The organism is Bacterioplanes sp. CLAM21 (assembly GCF_059641015.1).
The window spans coordinates 3845389-3866493 of the sequence record NZ_CM184929.1 but is presented as its reverse complement, the minus strand read 5'-3'; the positions used below and the strand labels follow the sequence as shown (position 1 = coordinate 3866493).

The 21105-nt window shown below is 49.8% G+C and carries 19 protein-coding genes; 8 read left to right on the top strand and 11 right to left on the bottom strand.

Features of this window, described 5'->3' with window-relative positions; all coding sequences use genetic code 11:
• The first annotated feature begins 141 nt into the window (after window positions 1-141).
• Together AC55FS_RS17700 and AC55FS_RS17695 are read left to right on the top strand one after the other, a co-directional pair.
• Window positions 142-1668, top strand: coding sequence for an FMN-binding glutamate synthase family protein (locus AC55FS_RS17700; protein WP_496933619.1), 1527 nt, complete (start codon window positions 142-144; stop codon window positions 1666-1668).
• Window positions 1669-1731: 63 nt separating this feature from the next.
• A complete protein-coding gene (locus tag AC55FS_RS17695; RefSeq protein WP_496933618.1) occupies window positions 1732-2055 on the top strand; it encodes a DUF6482 family protein in 324 nt (107 codons plus the stop codon).
• Window positions 2056-2327: 272 nt separating this feature from the next.
• On the opposite strand, the gene AC55FS_RS17690 is transcribed toward AC55FS_RS17695, so the two are convergent.
• Window positions 2328-3305 (bottom strand): helix-turn-helix transcriptional regulator, encoded by a 978-nt coding sequence (locus AC55FS_RS17690; RefSeq protein ID WP_496933617.1) that lies wholly within the window; start codon window positions 3303-3305, stop codon window positions 2328-2330.
• Between the two features lie 355 nt (window positions 3306-3660).
• Between AC55FS_RS17690 and AC55FS_RS17685 the strand changes: the two genes are divergently transcribed.
• A complete protein-coding gene (locus AC55FS_RS17685) occupies window positions 3661-4467 on the top strand; it encodes a hypothetical protein (protein WP_496933616.1) in 807 nt (268 codons plus the stop codon).
• Between the two features lie 404 nt (window positions 4468-4871).
• Here AC55FS_RS17685 and AC55FS_RS17680 read toward each other — a convergent pair whose 3' ends face one another.
• Together AC55FS_RS17680 and AC55FS_RS17675 are read right to left on the bottom strand one after the other, a co-directional pair.
• The gene (locus tag AC55FS_RS17680; RefSeq protein WP_496933615.1) at window positions 4872-5762 is read right to left on the bottom strand and encodes a dihydrodipicolinate synthase family protein; all 891 of its coding nucleotides are present in this window, start codon (window positions 5760-5762) and stop codon (window positions 4872-4874) included.
• Window positions 5763-5820: 58 nt separating this feature from the next.
• Window positions 5821-6543, bottom strand: a complete 723-nt coding sequence (locus AC55FS_RS17675; RefSeq protein ID WP_496933614.1) for an aldolase — start codon at window positions 6541-6543, stop codon at window positions 5821-5823.
• Window positions 6544-6610: 67 nt separating this feature from the next.
• On the opposite strand from AC55FS_RS17675, the gene pdxR reads away from it, so the two are divergent.
• Window positions 6611-8215 carry a MocR-like pyridoxine biosynthesis transcription factor PdxR gene (gene pdxR / locus AC55FS_RS17670; RefSeq protein ID WP_496933613.1) on the top strand — a complete coding sequence of 535 codons (1605 nt, stop codon included), beginning with the start codon at window positions 6611-6613 and terminating at the stop codon, window positions 8213-8215.
• A gap of 1288 nt (window positions 8216-9503) precedes the next feature.
• On the opposite strand, the gene AC55FS_RS17665 is transcribed toward pdxR, so the two are convergent.
• From AC55FS_RS17665 to AC55FS_RS17645, 5 genes are all read right to left on the bottom strand, one after another.
• Window positions 9504-9953 (bottom strand): hypothetical protein, encoded by a 450-nt coding sequence (locus tag AC55FS_RS17665; protein ID WP_496933612.1) that lies wholly within the window; start codon window positions 9951-9953, stop codon window positions 9504-9506.
• Window positions 9954-10231: 278 nt separating this feature from the next.
• Window positions 10232-10624, bottom strand: a complete 393-nt coding sequence (locus tag AC55FS_RS17660; protein WP_496933611.1) for a hypothetical protein — start codon at window positions 10622-10624, stop codon at window positions 10232-10234.
• 10 nt (window positions 10625-10634) lie between these two features.
• Window positions 10635-11762, bottom strand: coding sequence for a hypothetical protein (locus tag AC55FS_RS17655; RefSeq protein WP_496933610.1), 1128 nt, complete (start codon window positions 11760-11762; stop codon window positions 10635-10637).
• A 403-nt stretch (window positions 11763-12165) separates the two neighbouring features.
• Complete coding sequence (locus AC55FS_RS17650) at window positions 12166-12549, bottom strand: RidA family protein (RefSeq protein WP_496933609.1); 384 nt, start codon at window positions 12547-12549, stop codon at window positions 12166-12168.
• Window positions 12521-13816, bottom strand: a complete 1296-nt coding sequence (locus tag AC55FS_RS17645; RefSeq protein ID WP_496933608.1) for a D-amino acid dehydrogenase — start codon at window positions 13814-13816, stop codon at window positions 12521-12523. The genes AC55FS_RS17650 and AC55FS_RS17645 overlap by 29 nt, the downstream gene beginning before the upstream one ends.
• Window positions 13817-13943: 127 nt before the next feature.
• Between AC55FS_RS17645 and AC55FS_RS17640 the strand changes: the two genes are divergently transcribed.
• Window positions 13944-14420: an Lrp/AsnC ligand binding domain-containing protein gene (locus tag AC55FS_RS17640; protein ID WP_496933607.1), complete on the top strand. Its 477-nt coding sequence runs from the start codon at window positions 13944-13946 to the stop codon at window positions 14418-14420.
• Window positions 14421-14661: 241 nt separating this feature from the next.
• On the opposite strand, the gene AC55FS_RS17635 is transcribed toward AC55FS_RS17640, so the two are convergent.
• Together AC55FS_RS17635 and AC55FS_RS17630 are read right to left on the bottom strand one after the other, a co-directional pair.
• On the bottom strand, window positions 14662-14994 hold the full coding sequence (locus AC55FS_RS17635) for a hypothetical protein (RefSeq protein WP_496933606.1): 333 nt from the start codon (window positions 14992-14994) through the stop codon (window positions 14662-14664).
• 96 nt (window positions 14995-15090) lie between these two features.
• On the bottom strand, window positions 15091-16590 hold the full coding sequence (locus tag AC55FS_RS17630; protein ID WP_496933605.1) for a methyl-accepting chemotaxis protein: 1500 nt from the start codon (window positions 16588-16590) through the stop codon (window positions 15091-15093).
• Between the two features lie 455 nt (window positions 16591-17045).
• Here AC55FS_RS17630 and AC55FS_RS17625 point away from each other — a divergent pair, with 455 nt between their 5' ends.
• Window positions 17046-17327: a hypothetical protein gene (locus AC55FS_RS17625; RefSeq protein WP_496933604.1), complete on the top strand. Its 282-nt coding sequence runs from the start codon at window positions 17046-17048 to the stop codon at window positions 17325-17327.
• Here the strand turns inward: AC55FS_RS17625 and AC55FS_RS17620 are convergent.
• Window positions 17315-17872 carry a helix-turn-helix domain-containing protein gene (locus AC55FS_RS17620; protein WP_496933603.1) on the bottom strand — a complete coding sequence of 186 codons (558 nt, stop codon included), beginning with the start codon at window positions 17870-17872 and terminating at the stop codon, window positions 17315-17317. The genes AC55FS_RS17625 and AC55FS_RS17620 overlap by 13 nt on opposite strands.
• 97 nt (window positions 17873-17969) lie before the next feature.
• Here AC55FS_RS17620 and AC55FS_RS17615 point away from each other — a divergent pair, with 97 nt between their 5' ends.
• The gene (locus AC55FS_RS17615) at window positions 17970-19184 is read left to right on the top strand and encodes a benzoate/H(+) symporter BenE family transporter (protein WP_496933602.1); all 1215 of its coding nucleotides are present in this window, start codon (window positions 17970-17972) and stop codon (window positions 19182-19184) included.
• 264 nt (window positions 19185-19448) lie between these two features.
• The gene (locus tag AC55FS_RS17610) at window positions 19449-21071 is read left to right on the top strand and encodes a phospholipase D-like domain-containing protein (RefSeq protein ID WP_496933601.1); all 1623 of its coding nucleotides are present in this window, start codon (window positions 19449-19451) and stop codon (window positions 21069-21071) included.
• The last annotated feature ends 34 nt before the right edge of the window (window positions 21072-21105 follow it).

Below are 21105 nucleotides of genomic sequence, written 5' to 3'. Positions count from 1 at the left end.
GAGCGGGCACCGAATTATTCAGAGGTGCCTTAACACAGCTTGGATAATTGCTGGATTTATAACCTTGCTTACCGCTATGTTATGCGGGCAGCTTATCCAAGCTGACCTGCCCGGGGCTTTGCTAAATAAATGGATGATCCTATGTCTGAGACTTTGTTTAATGCCGCCGCCTATGCGGTATTACTGTTGGTCGGAACCTTTGCGGTGTTATGGCTGGCGTTAATGCTGTGGGCTGTGACCGCCTACATCAGTGATCGACGCCAGATCCGTCATACCGTGCGGCGTAATTTTCCCGTTATTGGCCGCTTTCGTTATGTGTTTGAACACCTGGGTGAATTTTTTCGCCAGTATTTTTTTGCCATGGATCGAGAAGAAATGCCTTTTAACCGCGCTGAACGTGGCTGGGCTTATAAAGCAGCAAAAAAAGCTGACACCACGGTGGCCTTTGGGTCGACCCGGCGTTTGGATGTGGCAGGCACCGTTATGTTTGTGAATAGCCCGTTTCCTGCACTGAAAAAAGATTTTTGCCAGCCAACATCATTAGTCATTGGTGAATACAGCCGTCACCCCTACGAAACCTCATCATTGCTGAACATCTCGGGCATGAGCTACGGCGCCTTGTCCAGGCCCGCGGTTGAGTCGCTAGCGGCGGGGGCCAAGCTCGCCGGTTGCTGGATGAATACTGGCGAGGGAGCGCTGACGCCTTATCACTTAGAAGCCGGCTGTGATGTGGTGGTGCAAATAGGCACTGCCAAATACGGCGTGCGAGACGCCAATGGTGAGCTGGATGATGGCAAGTTGAAAGCCGCCGCAGCCCATGAACAAGTGAAAATGTTTGAAATCAAACTCAGTCAGGGCGCTAAACCGGGCAAGGGCGGCATATTGCCGGGCACTAAGGTCAGCGAAGAAATTGCCCATATTCGTGGTATTCCGGTTGGACAAGATTCCATTAGCCCGAATGGCCACCCGGATATTCGCTCCGTAGACCAGCTGCTCGATATGGTTGCTCGGGTGCGAGACGTCACCGGCAAGCCCACGGGATTTAAAACCGTGCTCGGTGATATTCATTGGATAGACGACCTGTGCCGGGCGATACACAGTCGTGGCATCGAGAGTGCCCCCGATTTTATTACCCTCGATGGCGCTGAAGGCGGCACCGGCGCTGCTCCACAGCCGTTAATGGATTATATGGGCTTACCGCTGGCCCAGGCGCTGCCCATGCTGGTCGATAAGCTGGATGACTATCACCTGCGTGGCCGCATTCGAATAATCGCCTCCGGCAAACTTATTAACCCGGATCGGGTGGCTTGGGCCTTGTGCGTCGGTGCGGATTTTGTCGTCAGTGCTCGCGGTTTTATGTTCGCGCTGGGGTGTATTCAGGCGTTGCAGTGCAACAAGAATACCTGCCCCACGGGTATCACCACCCATGACCCCAAACTGCAGCGTGGCCTGGTGGAAGCCGACAAGGCCCATCGAGTTGCCAATTATGTGGCGACCATGGTGTACGAAGTGGGCATGATTGCGCATTCATGTGGTGTGGACGAGCCGCGCAAACTGCGCCGTGACCATGCCCGCTTGGTGCAACCCAATGGCAGCGCGCCTTTACTGAGCGAGCTGTATGGCAGTCGTGAGTTTCACCCAGGTCCTGAATTGGTGATGGAAGAATAGTTGTGCGGTTTGTATAAGTTGTGCATATACTTGGGTTTTGCTAAGTGTGACTGGAGCCTGGCTATGAGCATTGCGATGAGTGCCGTGCGCAAACTGAAGCTGATCGATAAGGTGATTCTGCACTCGCTGGACCTGTGTTTGTATCAGGTGTCCGTGGTGGTAGATGGCGAAGAGCATTATGTTTGTGATGAGCAAGGGGCGCTATTACGTGCCCACAATATGCTGAATTTGCAGACCTTGTTTGAAGCCTTACCAGTGCGACATATGGTGTTGCGGCAGCAAAGTGCCTATGACGAAATGGTAGGACAACCGTATCGTGCCAAAGATAACGCATTAGAGATAACGTTGGGCAATAACTATGTTGGCCAACCTTTAACCTTGCAGTAATAGTGGGCGGGCGAACTCCCTACTTGGCGCTGTACAGGCCGACCTTCCTGAACGGACAATGCTGTGGTCGTTGCATCACTAAAGCCTATACCCTTGTAACCTGAGTTTGCGCTGCCAGCCAAGCAGACCTGTGGGAGTCATAACCAGCAAGGGGATCTGTTAAGATGCCGATCGGCTGGGAGCAAAGGCGAGTTAAAAAGTTAGAGTGGGTAGCTGTGTTGCTCATCAAAGAATTGCTTACCGCCCAGTTAAATACCACATCTATGCTGTTTTTAATTTGTATAGATGTTCAGCGAGTCTTGCAAACGCTGCATTAGCTGCTGTTGCAGAGACTGTGGCTCGATCAGTTTGGCGGCGGCGCCATGACGAATAATATCCATTAATAGCTCATTTGGCTGGTCGCTGTTATAGGGAAGGCTAAGCCGGTAGTGCCCGTCTGCTAAAAACTCTCCCTTTTGTTCTGGGTGCCAGAGTTCGTCGGCAACTCTGTTGGCGATATCGCTCGTGAACTCTATGACTGCCCACTCGATATTATCACCGGCATAGATGCCGTAACTGGCGTTAAAGTAGTCGTCCAGTGTTTTACTGTCGATTGCCTGAAAAGTGTCCTTAGAGTCTGTGATACTTTGGATACACTCCATGGCGAAGGTGCGATAGTCTTGGCGTTCATGGCACCAGGTGTCCAAATACCAGTTGTTTCGGTAGTTCACCATGCGCTGGGGAGAAATATTCCGGCAAGAGGTGACTCCAGAATCGCGCGTGCTGTAGGTGATTGTTAATGGCTTGCTGCGCGCTACAGCCTCTGCCAGAGGCAGAAAAATATGGCTGTCCACCTTGCGGGTGGCAACCCCGAGGATTCGGATACGATCCTGTAGCAGCTCGGGATCCAGAGACTGTTTCTTCAACAGGCGATCGATGCGCTCCTTTATCGGCGACAGTTCTTGTTGAAGTAAACTGATACTAAGATTGTTCAGCAGCGACTGAATCATCAAAAGTGCGTATAACTCCTGTTGATTAAACCAGAGCCCGGGCAACTCATAGCCGCTGTCCGGGCCCTCGATATAGCGGTAGCCCCCCTGATCTTTATTGAATTCTATCGGTGCGCCTAAATAGTCGCTCATATGGCGACGTATACGATGAAAAGTCGCCTTGGAACATTCCATATGGTCGAGAATATCATTCAGCGCCAGGGCAGTTTTGCGTCCTTTTAGTAGCTTGTGGAGATCGTAGATACGGTCAAAGCCATCCATTTGCTGTTGTCTCCATTTTGTCCTGTGTCGAATGATGCGGCGTAAGAGTCGGTCTATTCTATATCGCTTCAGTCTCACATGGTGAGACTGAGTTCTCTGCAAAAGAGCTTGATGGGTCATGGGGAACGTCAAAATACTTCGGCGTTTCGCGCATCTCTCTTATCTACCTCCTTTTTATTGTTGGTTCAGTATTTTTTCTTCCCTTGGTCTCGGGATCTGAGACTGAGCTTTTGGATAATAGACTTCAACGAGTAAACAAGCCCCAAATCGATGCCTCTCGTATGTGCATCCGTGGTGTCGTCCACAATGAAAGCCTCGTCAAAAAAATATTTAATAACCTATAAAAGGAATGTTTATGAAAAAAATAGCCACTCTTTCAACATTGCTAACAGTCGCAGCTCTTTCTTCTACGTCTAGTTTCGCCGATGTATTTACCACTGAGGCCAGTTTCTCTCAGTCCTTGCCGCTTCATCTTGATCAGGGGGTGCCAGTAATGGCTCACATCGATTTTGAACAGCGCTTTAAGTCGATTGATAGAATTTGTTTTACTGTCAGCTTTGCTGGTGATTTGGCCGATCCAGGGGAAGGGCTTTTGTATGGCCCCTTTGGTAGTTCCCGATACGGCTGGAATAATGTTCGCGGCAATCCTCTAGAAAGTCGAACCACTTGTATTACGCCAGCGCATAGCGGGGCGGATTCTTTCCTCGATGGTGTGCAGAGCTTCGGTGTAGAAATGTCGAAGGGACAGGCAACTATGACCAATTTGATGGTGCGGGTGACGGGCGAATCTGAGGACACGGCTCCAATGCCAACTCTCGCAGTTTCTATTGGTCTTGATGACGGTGAAGGGGTTGTATCAGCGGTGGGAGGTAAGGTGAACTACGATGCCAGTGTAGAAAATCTGGACTTTACTTCAAGCTATAAAGATTTTATTCGCTGGTCAGTCTTGACTCTACCAACGGGCAAGCACTATTCAACTCTCGAGCCTTCTGAGGTGCAATTAGGTTCGGGTGAGGTGAAGAGTTATCAGGATTTGAGCATTGATGTTCCTAGCTGGTTTCCTGCTGGTCGATATCAGTTGTCTTGGTATGTAGCAGACCCGGAAAATGAGGAATATACAATCATGAGTGATACCCTCACCTTTGAAAAGCTAGCGCAATAATGTCTGGAATGTCTAGTTAGAAAATCCTAATAGATTGCCGGCGGTTTTCCGCCGGTTTTTTCTGGGGGCTGGTCTTTTATCAGGCGGTTTTACTGGCATTGTTGGGAGTGGGTGTTGAGATTGGGTTCCTGCTTTTCCAATCAGCTTCAGTGGTACTCCTGTCGCTAGCCTATTATATGATCGGTGCTACACAGGAAGGCGTGCCGTACACAGCGTGATACGCAGTGATAATAAGCTGTAGCGTCGAGCAAGATCTGATGTTTTCTGGGATTGGAAGTAATAACACTCCTGCTCTGCAGCAACTGATATCAGCCTGGTAACTGTGGAGCGGGCTGCCACGAGTGTGGCAGCTTGGAACGGGTGCCCGAGCAATTTTTAGACTAGCAAAGTCTGGCTAGTTCTCGTTAGTCTTTGGTGGTTTCTAATAAATTTTTAAGTGTAAGTAAGTCGCCCGGATTTAAAGGTAGTAAAGGCCTTCTGGCGACCCCAGCGTCGAACCCCTTCACTGATAGCCCTGCTTTAACTGAAGCGGCAAGACCTTTTTTGACAATAAACTCCAATAGATCACGCTGCTGATGAAAGAGTGAAAACGCTTTTTGTATATTGCCTTCTTGAATGGCCTCATAAAGGGCTTTTGGTTGATCTCCAATTAAACAAGGCGCCGCAGTGCACCAGCCGCTGGCGCCTGCATTCAGTGCTTCAAATGCGAGGTAATTGCACCCATTATAAAAAGGTACTTCACCTTTCGATAGGCTGTAAATTTTGTGCATGCGCTGAATATCGCCACTGCTTTCTTTAATCATGCTCACTTGGTCTAAATTCTTGACCATAGACAGCATAAATTCAGGCGACATATCAACGCCGGTGGTCGCTGGGTTATTATAAAGCATGATTGGGATGCTAATGGCATCAGAAATGGATTGAAAATGTTCATAGATTTCCGTCTCACTTAAAGGGTAATAAGATAGAGGAGCAATCATGACAACGTCTGCACCCATTTGCTCGACCATTACTGCTTTTTCGATAGCACGTTCTGTGGTCAGTTCGGCGATGCCGATAATGACAGGTACGCGCCCTTTAACCTGTTCAATACTGTGCTTGGCGACCTGAAGCCATTCATCTTCATCAAGGTACGCAGCTTCTCCTGCGCTGCCAAGCGCTGCAATCGCATGAGCGCCATCGTCAATTAGCTGATTGATAAGCGTTGATAAAGCGTCGAGATTAATCGCACCGGAGCGCTTTAAAAAAGGCGTGATCGGGTAGGCAATGATGCCCTTTAATATTGGATGGTTCATAAAACACCTATTGATGACTGCGTGAGAAGGAAAAATGCCTTTAATGTGAATTGCTTATTTATAAGCAATCAGGGTGGGTTTTTAACGCTTGCCTTGCGTAGTAATGAAAATTCACTTGATTGCGTTTGTCGGTGGATACCCAGTCATGAGCTTCTTTTGCGAGTGCTTCGGGCAAAGGTTGAATGTGCCCTGCGGACATGGCCAGTAGCTGAAGTTTTGCAGCGCGCTCAATTAAAATGGCTAGATTGCAGGCCTCTTCGATGGTTTTGCCAACGACTAATTGACCGTGGTGTGCCAGTAAAATGGCGCGTTTATCCCCCAGGGCCTCTGAAATAATAATGCCTTCTTCATTGCCGACAGGAACGCCTGGCCATTCTTTTAAAAAGGCACAGTCGTCATAAAGGCAAGATGTATCCATTTGCGACACCATAAGGGGCACTTCTAACATGGATAAAGCGGCAACATAGGTTGGGTGTGTGTGAATAATGCAATTGACATCTGGGCGTTTTTTATACAGCCAGGTATGAAAACGGTTTGCAGGGTTTGCCATGCCTTCGCCATCAATGGGTTGAAGATCTTGGTCCACGGTTAATAAGTTGTCAGCGGTAATTTCATCAAAGCCCAAGCCGAGGCGCTGCGTAATAAAGCGATCCTGTGCATGGGCTCGGCATGTGATTTGTCCAGCAAGTCCAGCGTCGTGGCCCTTTTCGAACAAAATGCGGCATGTCAGGGCGAGCTTTTGCTTGTCGCTTAGATCACTGTCTTTGAAAAGAGCTGACATTTTTGACTGCGCTTGCTGCATGAGTGTGCTTTTTTTAGGTTGGCGGTTTTCATAGGGATATGCCTCTTTGCCTTCATTAGGAGGGGCATCATGTCGGATTTCTGGACCATCAAGATCATCCAGTTTTTGTTATAGTTATGGTCCAGATGGCGGCAGGTGCTTTGCAGGTACAATGAAAAAGGCGTGGGACTTGAATCTATGGCTGGCCGATCGGCCAGAGCATTCTTTTCATTTAAAAGCGGTCAATCAGTTAGCGGATGATATTCAAAATGGCCGGCTGCAGCCAGGTGAAGCGCTCCCGAGCACTCGAATACTGGCAGCGCAGCTTGGGGTGAATAGAAAAACCATACAGCTGGTATACGAAGAACTAGAAGCGCAGGGTTGGGTCGTATCAAAGCCAAGGCGCGGGACCTTTGTTGCCGAATGGCTGCCCATGATAGCGCTGGAGGAAAGTGACCGGTTGCAGTTGGGCGGTCGAATGGACTCTAAACAAGCGATTACGCTTGCCCAGCGGTCACAGCAAGATGACGCCTTTGATAGTGCGACCTATACCCAGATTAATGACGGTGTGCCGGACGAGCGACTGCTGCCCTATGAGCGCTTAGCAAAAGCGTATCGCAGTGCCATTATGCAGTCTGTCGCAGAGCCGGTGTCGGGTTATATCGATCCTCGTGGCAGCATTGAGCTTCGTAATGCCATTCTTAACATGCTGCGAGTAGATCGCTTTGTGACAGCGGAGCTTGCACATGTGTGCGTGACGCGCGGCAGCCAAATGGGCATGTATTTGGTGTCGAAGGTGTTATCACCCGAACAAGGCGTTATTGTCTGTGAAGACTATACCTACCCGCCAGCCGTTTTGACCTTCGAGGCAAGTGGGTTTCAGGTCGTGAGATGCCCGATTGATGAAAATGGGCTCGACACCCATGCTCTGCAAGCGATCGCAAAACAGCACAAAATTGCGGCTATTTATGTCACGCCTCATCACCAGTACCCCACGACTGTCACGATGAGCATGGAAAGGCGTCTACAGCTGATTGCTCTTTCAAACCAAGAACGCTTTTGGATTGTAGAAGACGATTATGATCACGAATTTCACTATGATCATCAGCCTATCCCACCTTTAATTAGCCTGGAGCATGCCAAGCACGTCATTCATATTGGCTCGTTATCGAAGGTGTTTACGCCAGGCCTGAGGCTTGGGTACATGGCTGCGCCCTCGGAATTGATTGATAGGGCGGCAAAAGAAATCTTACTGATTGATCGCCAAGGCAACCGGTTTACTGAGCTTGCCGTAACCGAACTGATGACATCGGGCGCAGTCAAAGCGCATATCAGGAAAATGCGCACGGTCTATCGCAAACGAAAAGCCCATGCGGTCGCGACCTTTGAGCGAGTATTCGATCATCAAGCAAAGGTAACGGCATCCAAGGGCGGCATGGCGATTTGGGTGGATATGCAAGCGGTGCTTAGAGGTTCAGATCAAAGTGTGGTTCCGGACAGTTTGCCGAATATGCACTTTAATCCTTTTTTTCATTCAAGAAAGCGTGCGGTGACGCATGTGCGCTTCAGCTTTGCAGCATTGAATGAGTATGAAATTACGCAGTCAGTAGAACGGTTGAAGAAAAATTTACTTAGAAAGGCAAATCGGTGTTATCCCCTCGAACCAGACTGAAGTGATTCCATGGCTTGCAAGTACGTTTAAGCTTTCGCTCTTATCCGCTAGGACTTTTCTGGAGCAACGCTGACACTCACACGAGCTCATATACTACAACCAGGACAAATATAGATGCTCTCCCGGTATTAAGGCAGGAGGCAACTCGAACACCAGGATACAACTCGGACACCCACCCGAACGCATAAACCACTCGGCATCGCGCCCAGATTCTCCGCGCCTGAGCAGGCCGCCGACGTTGGCAATGACTGTGCCTGCAGGGGCTGCCTGGATAGCAGTACCAGCCAACATTCTGCTGGGATGCAGGCTGTTGGCGTTGCGGCGACCACAGCATTGATAACGAAGGAAATAAGGCCTACGTAGCGCAAAGCAGGGAGTTTGCCCGCCCGGCGTGAGGGATAACCTCAAGGAGGTCAAGGGTCTTTGATGGTTTGAAACTATCCAAATTGTTTTTTTTGCTTTAACAATTATCTCGCTAGCGAGTCTGATCAAAATGCTAAATTGCGGCTTGGAGTTTTGGATTTTTCATTGTTTTTAGGAAATTATGCTGGGTGTCTGATTGGTTTGTTATTACTTCAGTTTTTCTCCGCAGTGGTAGCAGTTTTCTCCAGGCAGTCTCAAGTCTGATATAGAAGCTGAACGATAAATTTGTGGGCGCCGACAGTCTGAATTGGGGCACCTAAGCGTAATGACAAACCAGCCGATATGAGCCATCTGAATGAGATTTACTATATAAAATAGGGTAAAAGTAAATTGTCCCTCTTTATGCAATGGAATCTCAAAGAAAACGTCTAGTACTTTCACCGTTACTAGCATAGCCAGTAGAAAGAATAACTTCTTTGATTGATGTGACATCAATAAAATCCTCAGGTGTCGACTAGTTGATTAGCTAGTCTATCAGCTATGTATCTTAGCTCGCAAAGCCATCACATCAAGACTGCTTAGGTTGGGTGTCCAATCAGTTGATAAATGTATTTATTTCATCCGGTAGTCGTTAGCGTGATGAAATAAACGGGGTTATCCGCCCTTCCCAGAACCTGGACTGGACACGATCGAAACAGATCGAGTGGGTGTTTTTAGGTGGGAAGGTGCGGATCTCATCAGGGCTCCAGGCCACGGCCTGATCAGAAGCCGAATATATGTCAGAGCTACCAGCAACTAGCATGGACCACCACCCATCATAACGACCGGGCATGAGTAAAAAAGAAGTTAATCAGGGGTGTTCAGGCGCCAGGGCCATGTTCTGCCTTGACACCGGGAGAGCGTCTATATATGTCCATGTAGTTCCTCAGATCCCTCTTTCAAAATGAAAGACCAAAAACGTAGATGCAAACAATAGAACGATTGATACAACCGCAGGGGTCAGAAGGTAGTGCTGATCATTCTGGCGAATATTTTTCAATGATATATCAGGATAACGTTCGGGGTAGTCTCTATATTTATCCCCTTTGACGCAGACAAGATAAAAGATCAAAAATGACACTATAAAACCAGTGTACATTATAGGAGGCGGAACATTTGGAGTCAGCTTCCCAGATAAAAACAAAAAAGCGGGCAAGTCAAATATCAAACCGAAGATCACTATTGCTGCCGTAACATAAACAATACCTGACGCAGCTAGTGTGATCATCACATTCGCAAGCAACAAAAACTCACTCTGATTCTCAGGCTTCACCTTAGACGAGTACTTCACTCTAAGATAAACAACGTAAAAAATCTTCTCTAACAAACTAATCAAAATATCACCAGAACTTAAATAAATCGCATTTAAAGCAAAACCCTGCTACCAAGGAGCCATGACTTCACTCTACCGACCTAAAGGATTGCCGCAGAGCAGGCTGCCACCAACGTGACAGCTTAGAGTGGGTGTCCGTGTAGGACCGCTGTTTTCTGGGCTTGGGCATAATCACACTCCGGCTCTGCAGCAGCTGAATCTTAGCCTAGCCGCTGCAAAGCAGGCTGCCACCAATGTGACAGCTTGTGTGTGTGTGGGGGGGGCTGACCAGTCCCTTTTCTTTAGATGTCAACATCTTCCATGTGGAAATATTTTTTATACTCTCCAGCCCTACTCAAAATCTCATCCTGCTCACGCTTCGAGTAAATTCCCAAATTAATAGATTTGGCCCCACTGTTAACCGCACTTTCCAGGTCAGAGAAGTAGAAGTTTGACATACCAGCAAATATCTTCTTTATCAAAAACAGTGCTTTCCTGCCAAAAAAAGACTCATCCAAACCAACGAAGATAAATTTATTATCCGGACTTGAAAAAGCCTCTTCGCCATCATCATAAAAAATTTTCGTCACATACATGTGGTCGCATGAAGAACATTTAAAAGTTTCAATGACCCCTTGCTTTCTAAAGAGAGCCATTTCCCCACCACACTTTTCGCAAAAGCTGTCAATTGTCATATCAAATACCTTATTTTCTTAGTAAGTGATTGTCATACCCGAGACCTTTGCGCAAAAAGTCATCAATAACGTTCTGCGTAATTTGAGGGTAACTATCACTTTTCACTAAGAATTTCATAACATCTTCATCGGTTTGCAAAGAAAAGTTCTGCTGTACTCGGCGCTGAACTCTATAAGCTCCCAGTTCAAGTTGTAAAGCATAACCACCGTCTCTAACGTATCGATTTAAGTCATATCTCTGCATCACATGCTCCGTTTCATGTGTTGCTATTCCAGCAGCTGATTGAGGGCTGCCAATATTGTCGCTATATAAAACGATTTTATTTGTTCCCGGTGGCTGCTCACCAGCGATAGTCGGGCGCAACACACTTTTATTTTCGATAACTAAATCAACATCACCCCTCTTAATGAGCTTCGCAACAGCAGCCCCTTCGACAGTACCGCTCTGCCTGAGAGCCCGAAGTACAGAATGCTGATTAACACCACTTACCGAAGCAAATTGATCTGCCCAGCCCGCTGCTGAGCTAGCGACATTATTTGATACAAAATACCCATCCAACTGCCCAACTCTAAAGCCTTCATTACGCACCACTGGAGTGACATCGTCCAATGTACCAAGGACCTGACCCGACCCTCTCGCCGCTGAACTCGCCGTAACACGCGCCCCCAACATGGTCGACGTCGCACGCGCAGCATAAGGCAGGCTTGTAAATATACCCCCCATAACTGGTGGTAAGCGCAGAGCATCAGCTCCCTCACCTAACAAGATGGCTGGCAGTAATGCCGTATTCAACCCCGTTGCAGCCAAGTTATAGGTGCTATTCAGGCCCGTTTCGAGCAAGCCAGCCCCCTCTCGAGCAGAGTAGGTTGGCAACACCTGCCGCTCTAGCAAGAAGTTGTCGACCGTCTCAAGCGCCGATAGTTCGTTCTGCTGGTTATAAAGAGTGCGTGCCTCGTCGGCTAGAGTATGCTGCCAGCCAGGGCTGATAACGGGCTTATCACCTTGTTGTTTATCATACCAGTTCAAATACAGACCGGGATTTCTCTCAATTTGCTCGTAGTCCAACACTAATGGAAGGCCCAGGCTACCGTAGTCCTTGGATGAGGTTTGCGACTGCTGAATCGGCAGCTGACTCATACAACACGGATACAACACGGACACCCACCCGAACGCATAAACCACTCGGTATCGCATCCAGGTTCTCCGCGCCTTAGCAGGCCGCCTGAGCTGACAATGACTGTGCCCGCAGGGGCTGCCCGGATGGCAGCAGCAACAAAAGGCCTACAAGGATGTAGGCTTTTTGTGATGCGGCGACCACAGCATTGTCAGCGAAGGGAATAAGGCCTGTACAGCGCAAAGCAGGGAGTTCGCCCGCCCGGCGTGAGGGATAAGGTCCCTCAAGGAGGGCATAGGGCTCTGACGGCTTTTATTAAACCTACTTGTTTACCGCTTCAGCGACAGCAATGACAAAAGCTTAAGTTAGGTAGGAATAAAATAGGATGCAGAAAAATCAATGGCCGCTTACCGCGGCCGCAATTTCTTACAGTGCCATAATGCCTTCAATTTCGACATCGGCATCTTTTGGCAAAGTTTTTACCGCAAACGCTGCGCGCGCGGGGTAAGGAGCCTGGAAGTATTTTTCCATCACGGCATTAACCTGAGCGAAGTAGCTCATATCCGACAGCAAGACCGTCAGCTTGACCAGGTTATTCAAATCACCGCCAGCGGCCTCGCAAATCGCTTTCAAATTTTGCATGACCTGCTCTGCCTGAGCTTCAAAAGACTCAGTCACCATTTCCATGGTGGTCGGATTCAAAGGAATCTGTCCCGACACATATACCGTATTGCCGACCCGAACTGCCTGTGAATAAGGGCCAATGGCTGCCGGTGCTTGATCAGTATGAATAACGTCTTTTTGGTACATAATGACTCCGTTTGTGGTAGCGGTGTAGAGATAAATCAGCGGCATCAATATCGGTATGGCGCTGGCTAATAACGTCGGCGATGACTTTGGCAGAGCCCATGGACATGGTCCAGCCTAGGGTGCCGTGGCCTGTATTTAAGAACAGGTTGTCAATATTGGTCGCGCCGATAATGGGTGTACCATCTGGTGTCATTGGACGCAAGCCAGTCCAGAATTCTGCCTCGGCGGTATTGCCTGCGCCCGGGAATAAATCATTAACGACAAATTCGACGTTGGCGCGGCGTTTGGCCGGCAGGTCAAGTTCGTAGCCGGCGATTTCTGCGGTGCCACCGACCCGAATGCGATCATCAAAGCGGGTGACTGCGACCTTGTAGGTTTCATCCATAAGGGTCGATTGTGGCGCTCGTTCGGCATCGACGATGGGCACGGTCAGTGAGTAGCCCTTGATCGGATGTACCGGTAAATCGATGCCGATTTGTCGCAACATGGGTGCAGAAAAACTGCCCATGGCCATCAGATAGGCATCGGCTTGCAGGTTGCCCTGGTTGGTGACGACACCATCGATGCGACCTTGCTGGCACAACAATCCTTGCACACTGGTGTTCATGCGAAATTCAACGCCCAGTTGGCGACAGTGATCAGCCATTTGCTGGGTGAAACGATGGCAGTCACCGGTTTCATCGCCTGGCAAACGTAAACCCCCCACCAGTTTGTTGGCGCTGGCCTGCAGACCTGGCTCGTACTGCAGACATTCATCGACCGACAGCACTTGGTGCTCAACGCCGCACTCCTGCAATACCGCAATGTCTTTGGCCGACGCGTCGACCTGGCTTTGGTTGCGAAATACCTGCAAGGTGCCTGCGGTGCGATGTTCGTAGTCGAGGTTAAGCTCTTCGCGAGTCGCTTTCAGGCAATCGCGGCTGTACTCGGCTAAGCGCATCATGCGGGATTTATTCACGTGATAGCTGAACTCATTGCAGTTCAGCAGCATTTTAGTCATCCAGCTCAGGGTATGACGATCCCAGCGGGTTACATCCACTGCCAGTGGAGCCAAATCCTGCAACAACCATTTGATCGCTTTGATCGGCACGCCAGGGGCAGCCCAAGGGGCCGAGTAGCCCGGGGAGATTTGTCCAGCATTGCCGTAACTGGTTTCCATCGCGGGTTCGCTTTGGCGATCGACCACAGTCACTTGGTGGCCTGCGCGGGCAAGGTACCAAGCGCTGGTGACGCCGATGACGCCTGATCCAAGAATCATGACATGCATAAGCACTGCCTTTTTCGGTTGTTGTTTTTGGCTATGCTAAGGGGAAATTAAGCGTTTTATCCTTTGTTTTTGCTGATTACATAGCTTTATCATCTGCAGTGGTTTACTTTTCTAGTGGAAAACTCTGATGGCTCAAGATGCAATCAAACCCCTTGATCGCCTCGACCGGCGTATTCTCGAAGTACTGCAGCGCCAAGGGCGCATCAGTTATGTCGATCTGGCTGAAAAAGTTGGATTAAGCTCAACCCCCTGCATGGAACGGGTGAAGCGGTTAGAACGTGACGGCTATATCGAGGGCTATTACGCCAAGCTTAACCCCAGGTTGATGGATCATGAGCTGCTGGTGTTTGTTGAGATCTCGTTATCTCATCAATCGCCGCAAGCGTTTTCTGAGTTCACCGCGGCGGTTCGTACCTTGCCCTATGTGCTGGAGTGTCATCTGGTATCGGGCGATTCCGATTATCTGGTCAAGGCTCGAATTAAAGACATGTCGCAATATCGAAGCTTGTTAGGCGATATGCTGTTGCAGCTGCCTGGCGTGAAGAACTCAAAAAGCTATATCGTGATGGAAGAAGTTAAAGAAAGTTTGGCACTGCCGCTGTAATTGGTATAGGAGGAAAGTGATGTTTAACGAGTTAAATAAAGGATGGGTAACACAGATTGAGGGGTTTTCAGCCATACCCCGAAGGGCTGGAGTCCGTTTTCCCTGAGTAGCGTTATTCGTTACTTATTTAACCTGTTAAGCCACGCTCCTCATGCCGTACTCAAGAAAATACTGACGTCCAGCAGCAAAGATCTAAATAGTGCTAGCTAACAGGCCCTAGGTGAATTGGACGTCTTAAGCGCTAAAAACTAAACAGCGATGGCCCTTCGTGGCGCATGCCATGCACCCTATGTTCGTAGATATAGCCATCTTGGGTGACCTGGCAGCGCACCCAGCCATGATTATTTTTGTCGGACACACGCAAATAAACGTCGTAATACTCGCTGTTTTCACGAGTCGATAAGCGATCGATAGAAATGGCGGTATCGTCAGGTAAAACGGCACGGGTGTAGTTGCGGCAATGGTTAATGGCATCGCCTATATCTCGCACATTAGCAACGCGCTCGGCATCCCGTAGGCAGCCAGCTAGGGTCAGGCAGAGGATCATGGCTGACACGGCAGCAAAGCGATGCATAAGCATTCCAAAGTATTAGGCTGACTTCAGCATAGCAAGGGCAATAAACGCACGACGAGCGCTGACGCGAGAGTCAGACGCTCGGTGATGGTTTTATTATTTAAAGAAGGCCATGGTGGATACCAGAGCTTTGGCTTGGCTGGTCATTTCTTCGGCGGTGGCGTCCAGTTCTTCTGAACTCGAGGCATTCTGCTGTGCTACTGAGCTGAGTTGCGCCATGGCAGCGCTAATTTGGCTTAACCCGGCAGATTGATCTTCTGAGGCTTGAGTAATCTCTTTAATCAGGTGGGAGGTTTTTTCAACGTCAGGCACTAGGGTATGCAAACGCTCGCCGGCTTCCTGCGACAAGCCCACACTACGCTGTGCCAGCTCGCCAATATCTTGCGCCGCCAGGCGGCTGCGTTCTGCTAAGCGTCTTACTTCAGAGGCGACAATGGTAAAGCCACGACCATGGTCACCCGCTCGGGCTGCTTCGATGGCGGCATTTAAAGCCAGCAAGTTGGTCTGGTAGGCGATGTCGTCAATGATAATGATCTTTTCGGCAATGTCCTGCATGGCGCTGACGGTATCGGCCACCACCTTGCCACTGCTGCTGGCATCGACCGCTAGTTGCGCTGCGATATCATCGGTGGCGCGAGCATTATCGGTATTTTGCTGCACGGATTCGGCAATTTGTTCCACTGATGCAGTGGTTTGCTCAACACTGGATGCTTGTTCGGTGGCTGCATCGCTTAACGCACGCGACGTTGAGGATACTTGGCTGGCGGCCGAAGACAGGCCATTGGCCGATGAGCGAACGTCATCAATGATTTGTTTCAGTCGGCTAATTAACTCGTGCATGGCATGTTGCAGATCGCCCAGCTCATCACTGCGATCGACGGTGATTTGCTGGCCTAAATCCCCTTGTGCCAATAGCTTGGCATAATGGACCACCTGATACAGGGGAGTGCGCACGCTGCGTGTTAGCAGCACTGCAGCAATTAAGGTCACCACCAGCGCCACCACCACAGCCGTGATGGTTAAGCGAACGGATGAATGCATGACGTCGGTGGCGGCAGTGTATTCTTCCGCCGCCACTCTGAGCTGCAGCTCGACCAGCTCATTAATTTTATTACTGATCGGATCTATGACCTGGTACAAGGGGCCGTCGAATTGCTCGAGCTGGCCGCCAATATTGCCTTGCTGCTTGGTCAGTTGCTCACGTAATAAAGCAATTTGTTGATCGGCAGGGCCATACAGTTTTTGCGCTTGTTGCGCCAGGCGCTGCTCTTCTGGGGTCAGTTCCGTCGCCATATACAGGCCCCAGCGCTCGCTGATCAAGGACTCAGCCTGCTCTACCGAAGCCAATGCCTGTTCCGCCGTCATGCTGCCGCCGTTGGCTTTATTCACTGCGTCAATGACTAAAACTGCGTAACCATCGGCGATGGCTTTTAGCTGCTGCAGCGGAATAACTCTGTCTTGATAAACCGTTTCTAAGCCTTGATTAGTGGTGCGGATACCATCGAGGGCAACCACCCCCATAAACACTAACAGCGCTAACGGAACGGAAAACGCCAATGCCAATCGTTGTGACAGTTTAAGGCTGAGACGCTTCATGCAAGCCTCCGGCAGAATGGTCAAGTAAACAGCTTAATTAGGGGTTGATAGCTAATAACCAAGCTTGCTGATTACCAGTGTTTTCAGCGAAAAGTAAAAAGACAACAGCGGGTTAAGTGAACGATATATGTCGCAGTGAACTTAGCCCAAAGGCAGGGCTATGCGTTCTTAATACTGCGTTGCTGCTCGCTCCCTTGAGCCGTCTGCTCTCTCTCCCTGTGCTGTGTTTTCGACACTGCTAGCCAAGAACAGCTAAGTTGCATAAATATCAACATCTTCTAGTTAAGCAGGATGAGTTTCGATACCACTTGCCCGGCCGCTAATGACCTAAGATCTCATGCTTTCGGTTGATCTATAAGAAGGAGGGTAACGCCCAGCTCGAAGCCAACGTCATGGGCAGACTGAGCAGTTGAGATTGCGTTAGCATAGCGAGCCGACATCAAGGGAGACATGTCATGGGGTGGCAGTTAGCAATCGTTGTGGGGGTCGTTGTTTGTCCTTGGCTGGTGCGCTGGGGGCGCCGTCTGTTATTGCTGAGCCTGACGCTTTGGTTTGGCCTGTGGGGATTGCTGTTTGTTTTTTTGCAGCGAGCTGCTGATGTGAATGATCGTTTTGGCCCTGAACTGTTGCTGATGCTATTAATCGTGCTCTACAGCATCTCGTGCTTATTGCGCTTGCTGCAGCATTGGCTGTGGATGCGCTGGCGGCGCTACCGCCAGCAGCGTCAGATGGCATAGTGAATCAAATCGTGAAAGACCGCCGGCTCACTACCCTGGTTACGATAACCATGGCGACAGTCGGCGGCAAAGCGCACGGCATCACCAGGCTCTAGAGTTTGCCATTCATTCTCCAGTAGTAATTGCATCTGCCCTGATATCACCACCACATGCTCGGTCACACCGGCCTCGTGCGGCTCTGAAATACGCTCGTAGCCTGGCGCCAGCGTCAGCTCAAATAGCTCAAACCCCATGCTGGCATCGTAGGCAAACAAGGGAGCCACCAACATTTCACCGGCACTGGGCTGCTGCCTCAAATTGGCCGCCTGGCGTTTAAGGGTTTGCTGCTCAGCCGGTGCGGGCTCAATCAGGCTCGATAACGAGCAATGAAAGCCGCTGGCAATTTTCCAAAGTCTGGCCACCGTGGGGCTGGATTCCCCCCGTTCTATCTGGCCCAACATGGCTTTGCTGACGCCGGTCTCTTTGGCGGCTTGATCCAGACTCCAGCCTTTTTGCTGACGTAATTCTTTTACCTTGCTGGCCAGGTGATGACTGATGTCCTGCATAAAACTGCCTTGTGGATAAAAATTAGCTGTGCGTTATAGCGCACGAGTGCTATCTTGTGCGTTATAGCGTACAAGACTCGTTTAAGGAGTGTAAAAGATGCAAAAGACGGCAGCAAATGGACCGGCCAGCGTAGCGGTGGCCAGCAGGCAGCAACAGGGCAGCGCTTTTACCTTGTCGTTTATCAGTGCGGGTTTTATTGCCGTGTTGGTGGGGTATAGCAGCGCCGTGGCCATTGTTTTTCAGGCCGCGGTCGCTGCTGGCGGCAGTGCGCAACATCTTAGCTCCTGGTTATGGGCCTTAGGCACGGGGATGGGCATTAGCAGTATTGGTCTGTCGTGGTATTACCGTAAGCCCATTTTTACTGCCTGGTCGACGCCGGGGGCAGCCTTGTTAGTGACCAGCTTGCCGGGTTTTTCTTTGGCTGAGGCCATAGGAGCCTTTCTGGTCAGTTCTGCGCTAATGCTGTTAATCGCCGTGAGTGGCGGCATTGAACGGCTATTGCGTTTGTTGCCGCCGTCGCTGACGGGGGCTTTGTTGGCCGGGGTGTTGCTGCAATTTGGGTTGCAGGTATTTAACGGTTTGAGTGAGTTTCCGTTGTTACTCGGTGCAGTGTTATTGGCGTTTTGGCTGTTCAGGCAGCGCAGTCCGCGTTATGTGATTCCTTTGGTGTTGCTGGTGGGGTTGTTGGTGTCCTATGTCGAAGGCTTATTGCAATGGCAAAGCTTTGATTGGCAGTGGCCAACACTGGTGTGGACTACACCTGAGTTTTCTTGGTCGGCGACCATGAGCGTAGCCATTCCTTTGTGCATGGTGACCATGGCATCACAAAACATTCCCGGGCTGGCGGTGTTGCGCGCCAATGGCTACCTAGCCCCGGCGTCATCACTGGTTGCCACCACCTCGGTGACCGGATTATTACTCGGTGGCTTCGGTGGTTTTGCCTTTAATTTGTCGGCCATGACGGCAGCGATTTGTCAGGGAGAAGAAGCGGGTGGTGAGCCGTCGCAGCGTTATTGGGCAACTATATGGGGTGGTGTTTTTTATTTACTGGCTGGCCTATTGGGGGCTGCATTAGTCACCGTATTGCAGATGCTGCCGGCGGTATTGGTGGCAGCGATAGCGGGCTTGGCGTTACTTGGCCCTATTGCTAACGGCTTGTATGCCGCGATGCAAGAAGCAAAGGAGCGTGATGCGGCGTTAATTACCTTTTTGGTGACGGCATCCGGAGTGTCGTTGCTGGGGGTTGGCAGTGCTTTTTGGGGGCTTCTGGCCGGTTTGATAGCGCTTTATGGCTGGAGAAAAGCAGACTAGGGCCTGTTCGCGCGGTTATGAACTGAAAACCTCTCCATTAAGGCGCAAGGATGGATGTTTAACGGGTTAAACATGCCTTGCTCAATAAAAAATGGATTCCAGCAGCAAAGCGCTAAGTAGCGTTAACAGGCCCTAGTCAGTACTTTGACTGGTTTGGCCTGCGGAATCATGTATAAATACCTACCGTGTTGCGGTTTTTTCGTTGTTTTGATTCTATCATGGAAATAGACTGCGTCCCTTGTTTTATTAATAGGGACGTATGGCATGTCAATTTCGCAGTATCGTGCAGCGCTGTCGCAGCCATCTTTAGTGTTAGCAATAGCTTTGTCAGTAACCGCTAGTGTGCAGGCTAACAGTTATCATATTGATAGTGTTGAGCAGCAACTGCAGCAGCATTTTCCCGGCAGCCAGGGCAGTGTGTGGCAAGTTACCGACGGCAATTTGATCTCTGGATACGGTGGCGGCGAAGACAGCTGGTTATTGCAAACTCCCAACTGCTGGGGAGACCCGCTATGCCAGGATAGCGGCGCGCTACAGCATTTTGCCGATACCATTGAGCAGGATTTGGCCAAGGCTCAACATTGGGTCGATATCACCACTTTAGTGACCTATCCGGATGGCATATTTCAACAAGCCATCGTGCGCGGATTGCAGCAGGCGTACCAACACTCGCCTAATATCACTGTACGTATTTTAGGTGGCACTCCGCCGGTGATGGGCAATATCGATACCTCCTTTAGCGAAACGGCCAAGTCCTATCTACGTCGCCTTAAAGAAGATTTAGGTGATATTGCCGACGACATGAATATATCGGTGGCTGGGGTCGAAACCAGTTGGCTGTACTCCTGGAATCATTCCAAAATCATTGCCGTTGATGGCCGCACCAGTATTGTTGGTGGCCACAATATGTGGGAGTCGGCCTATGGGCAGGTAGACAGTCCGATTAACGACCTCACCATGCATTTGCAAGGCCCAGCCACGCGAGCGTCACATCAATTTGCCGATTTATTGTGGCAGTTTACTTGTCGCTGGAAAGATGGCGTGATTAATAAAACCTTGTACGTCGATTTAGAGCAAACTGCCACAGCGGCTGGCAGTTGTCCAACAGAGTTCAGTGCGCCGCAGATAGATCCTGCAGGTGATGTAAAGGTATTGAGCCTAGGTGGATTAGGGTTTGGCATGCAGACGCCGGGTGGCGATGACGGTGGTTTGCCGGATGCTGATGATCGCAAAGCTGCTTGCTCACGTTTATTTAAGGACTATGTCAATAATGACGAGGAGTACAGTGTCGCCAACCCTGAACAGCTTGGGTTGCGGGCGTTAATAGCCAGTGCGCAACATTCGGTATTTATTTCTCAGCAGGATTTAATTGCTCCTTGTGTTGGGCCGTTTGCAGCCAGCTACTATGATGCGCGCTTATTTGATGTGTTGGCCGATAAGCTGATTGAGGGGGTCAAGGTCCGCATTGTGGTTAGCTCACCTGGGGCCAAGCAAAGCCTGTTAGCTCCATATTCTAATATGAAAAAAATGTCAGAAATTACCGATGTATTGCAGCGCAAAATTGCCAGCCGAGCACAGCTATCCGATGCTGATGCTAAACAAACCATGTGTGACTCACTGCAGTTGGCACCGATTCGCAATGCAGAAGGTGTAGCAACATGGAGCAATGGTTACGCTATTGGCAACCACGCTAAAACCATTTTGGTGGATAATGCTGCCTTTTATATCGGCTCGAAAAACCTATACCCAGCAACCTTGCAGGATTTTGGTTACATAGTCGAGGACGCTACTGCAGCAGAGCAGTATGACCACTATTATCAGCAACCTCTGTGGCAAAACTCACAGTCCGCCGCCGTGGTGGACTATCAAACCGGCGTTTGCTTGTAATTTGGATGCCAGCCTACGGGCTGGCAGATTTCTT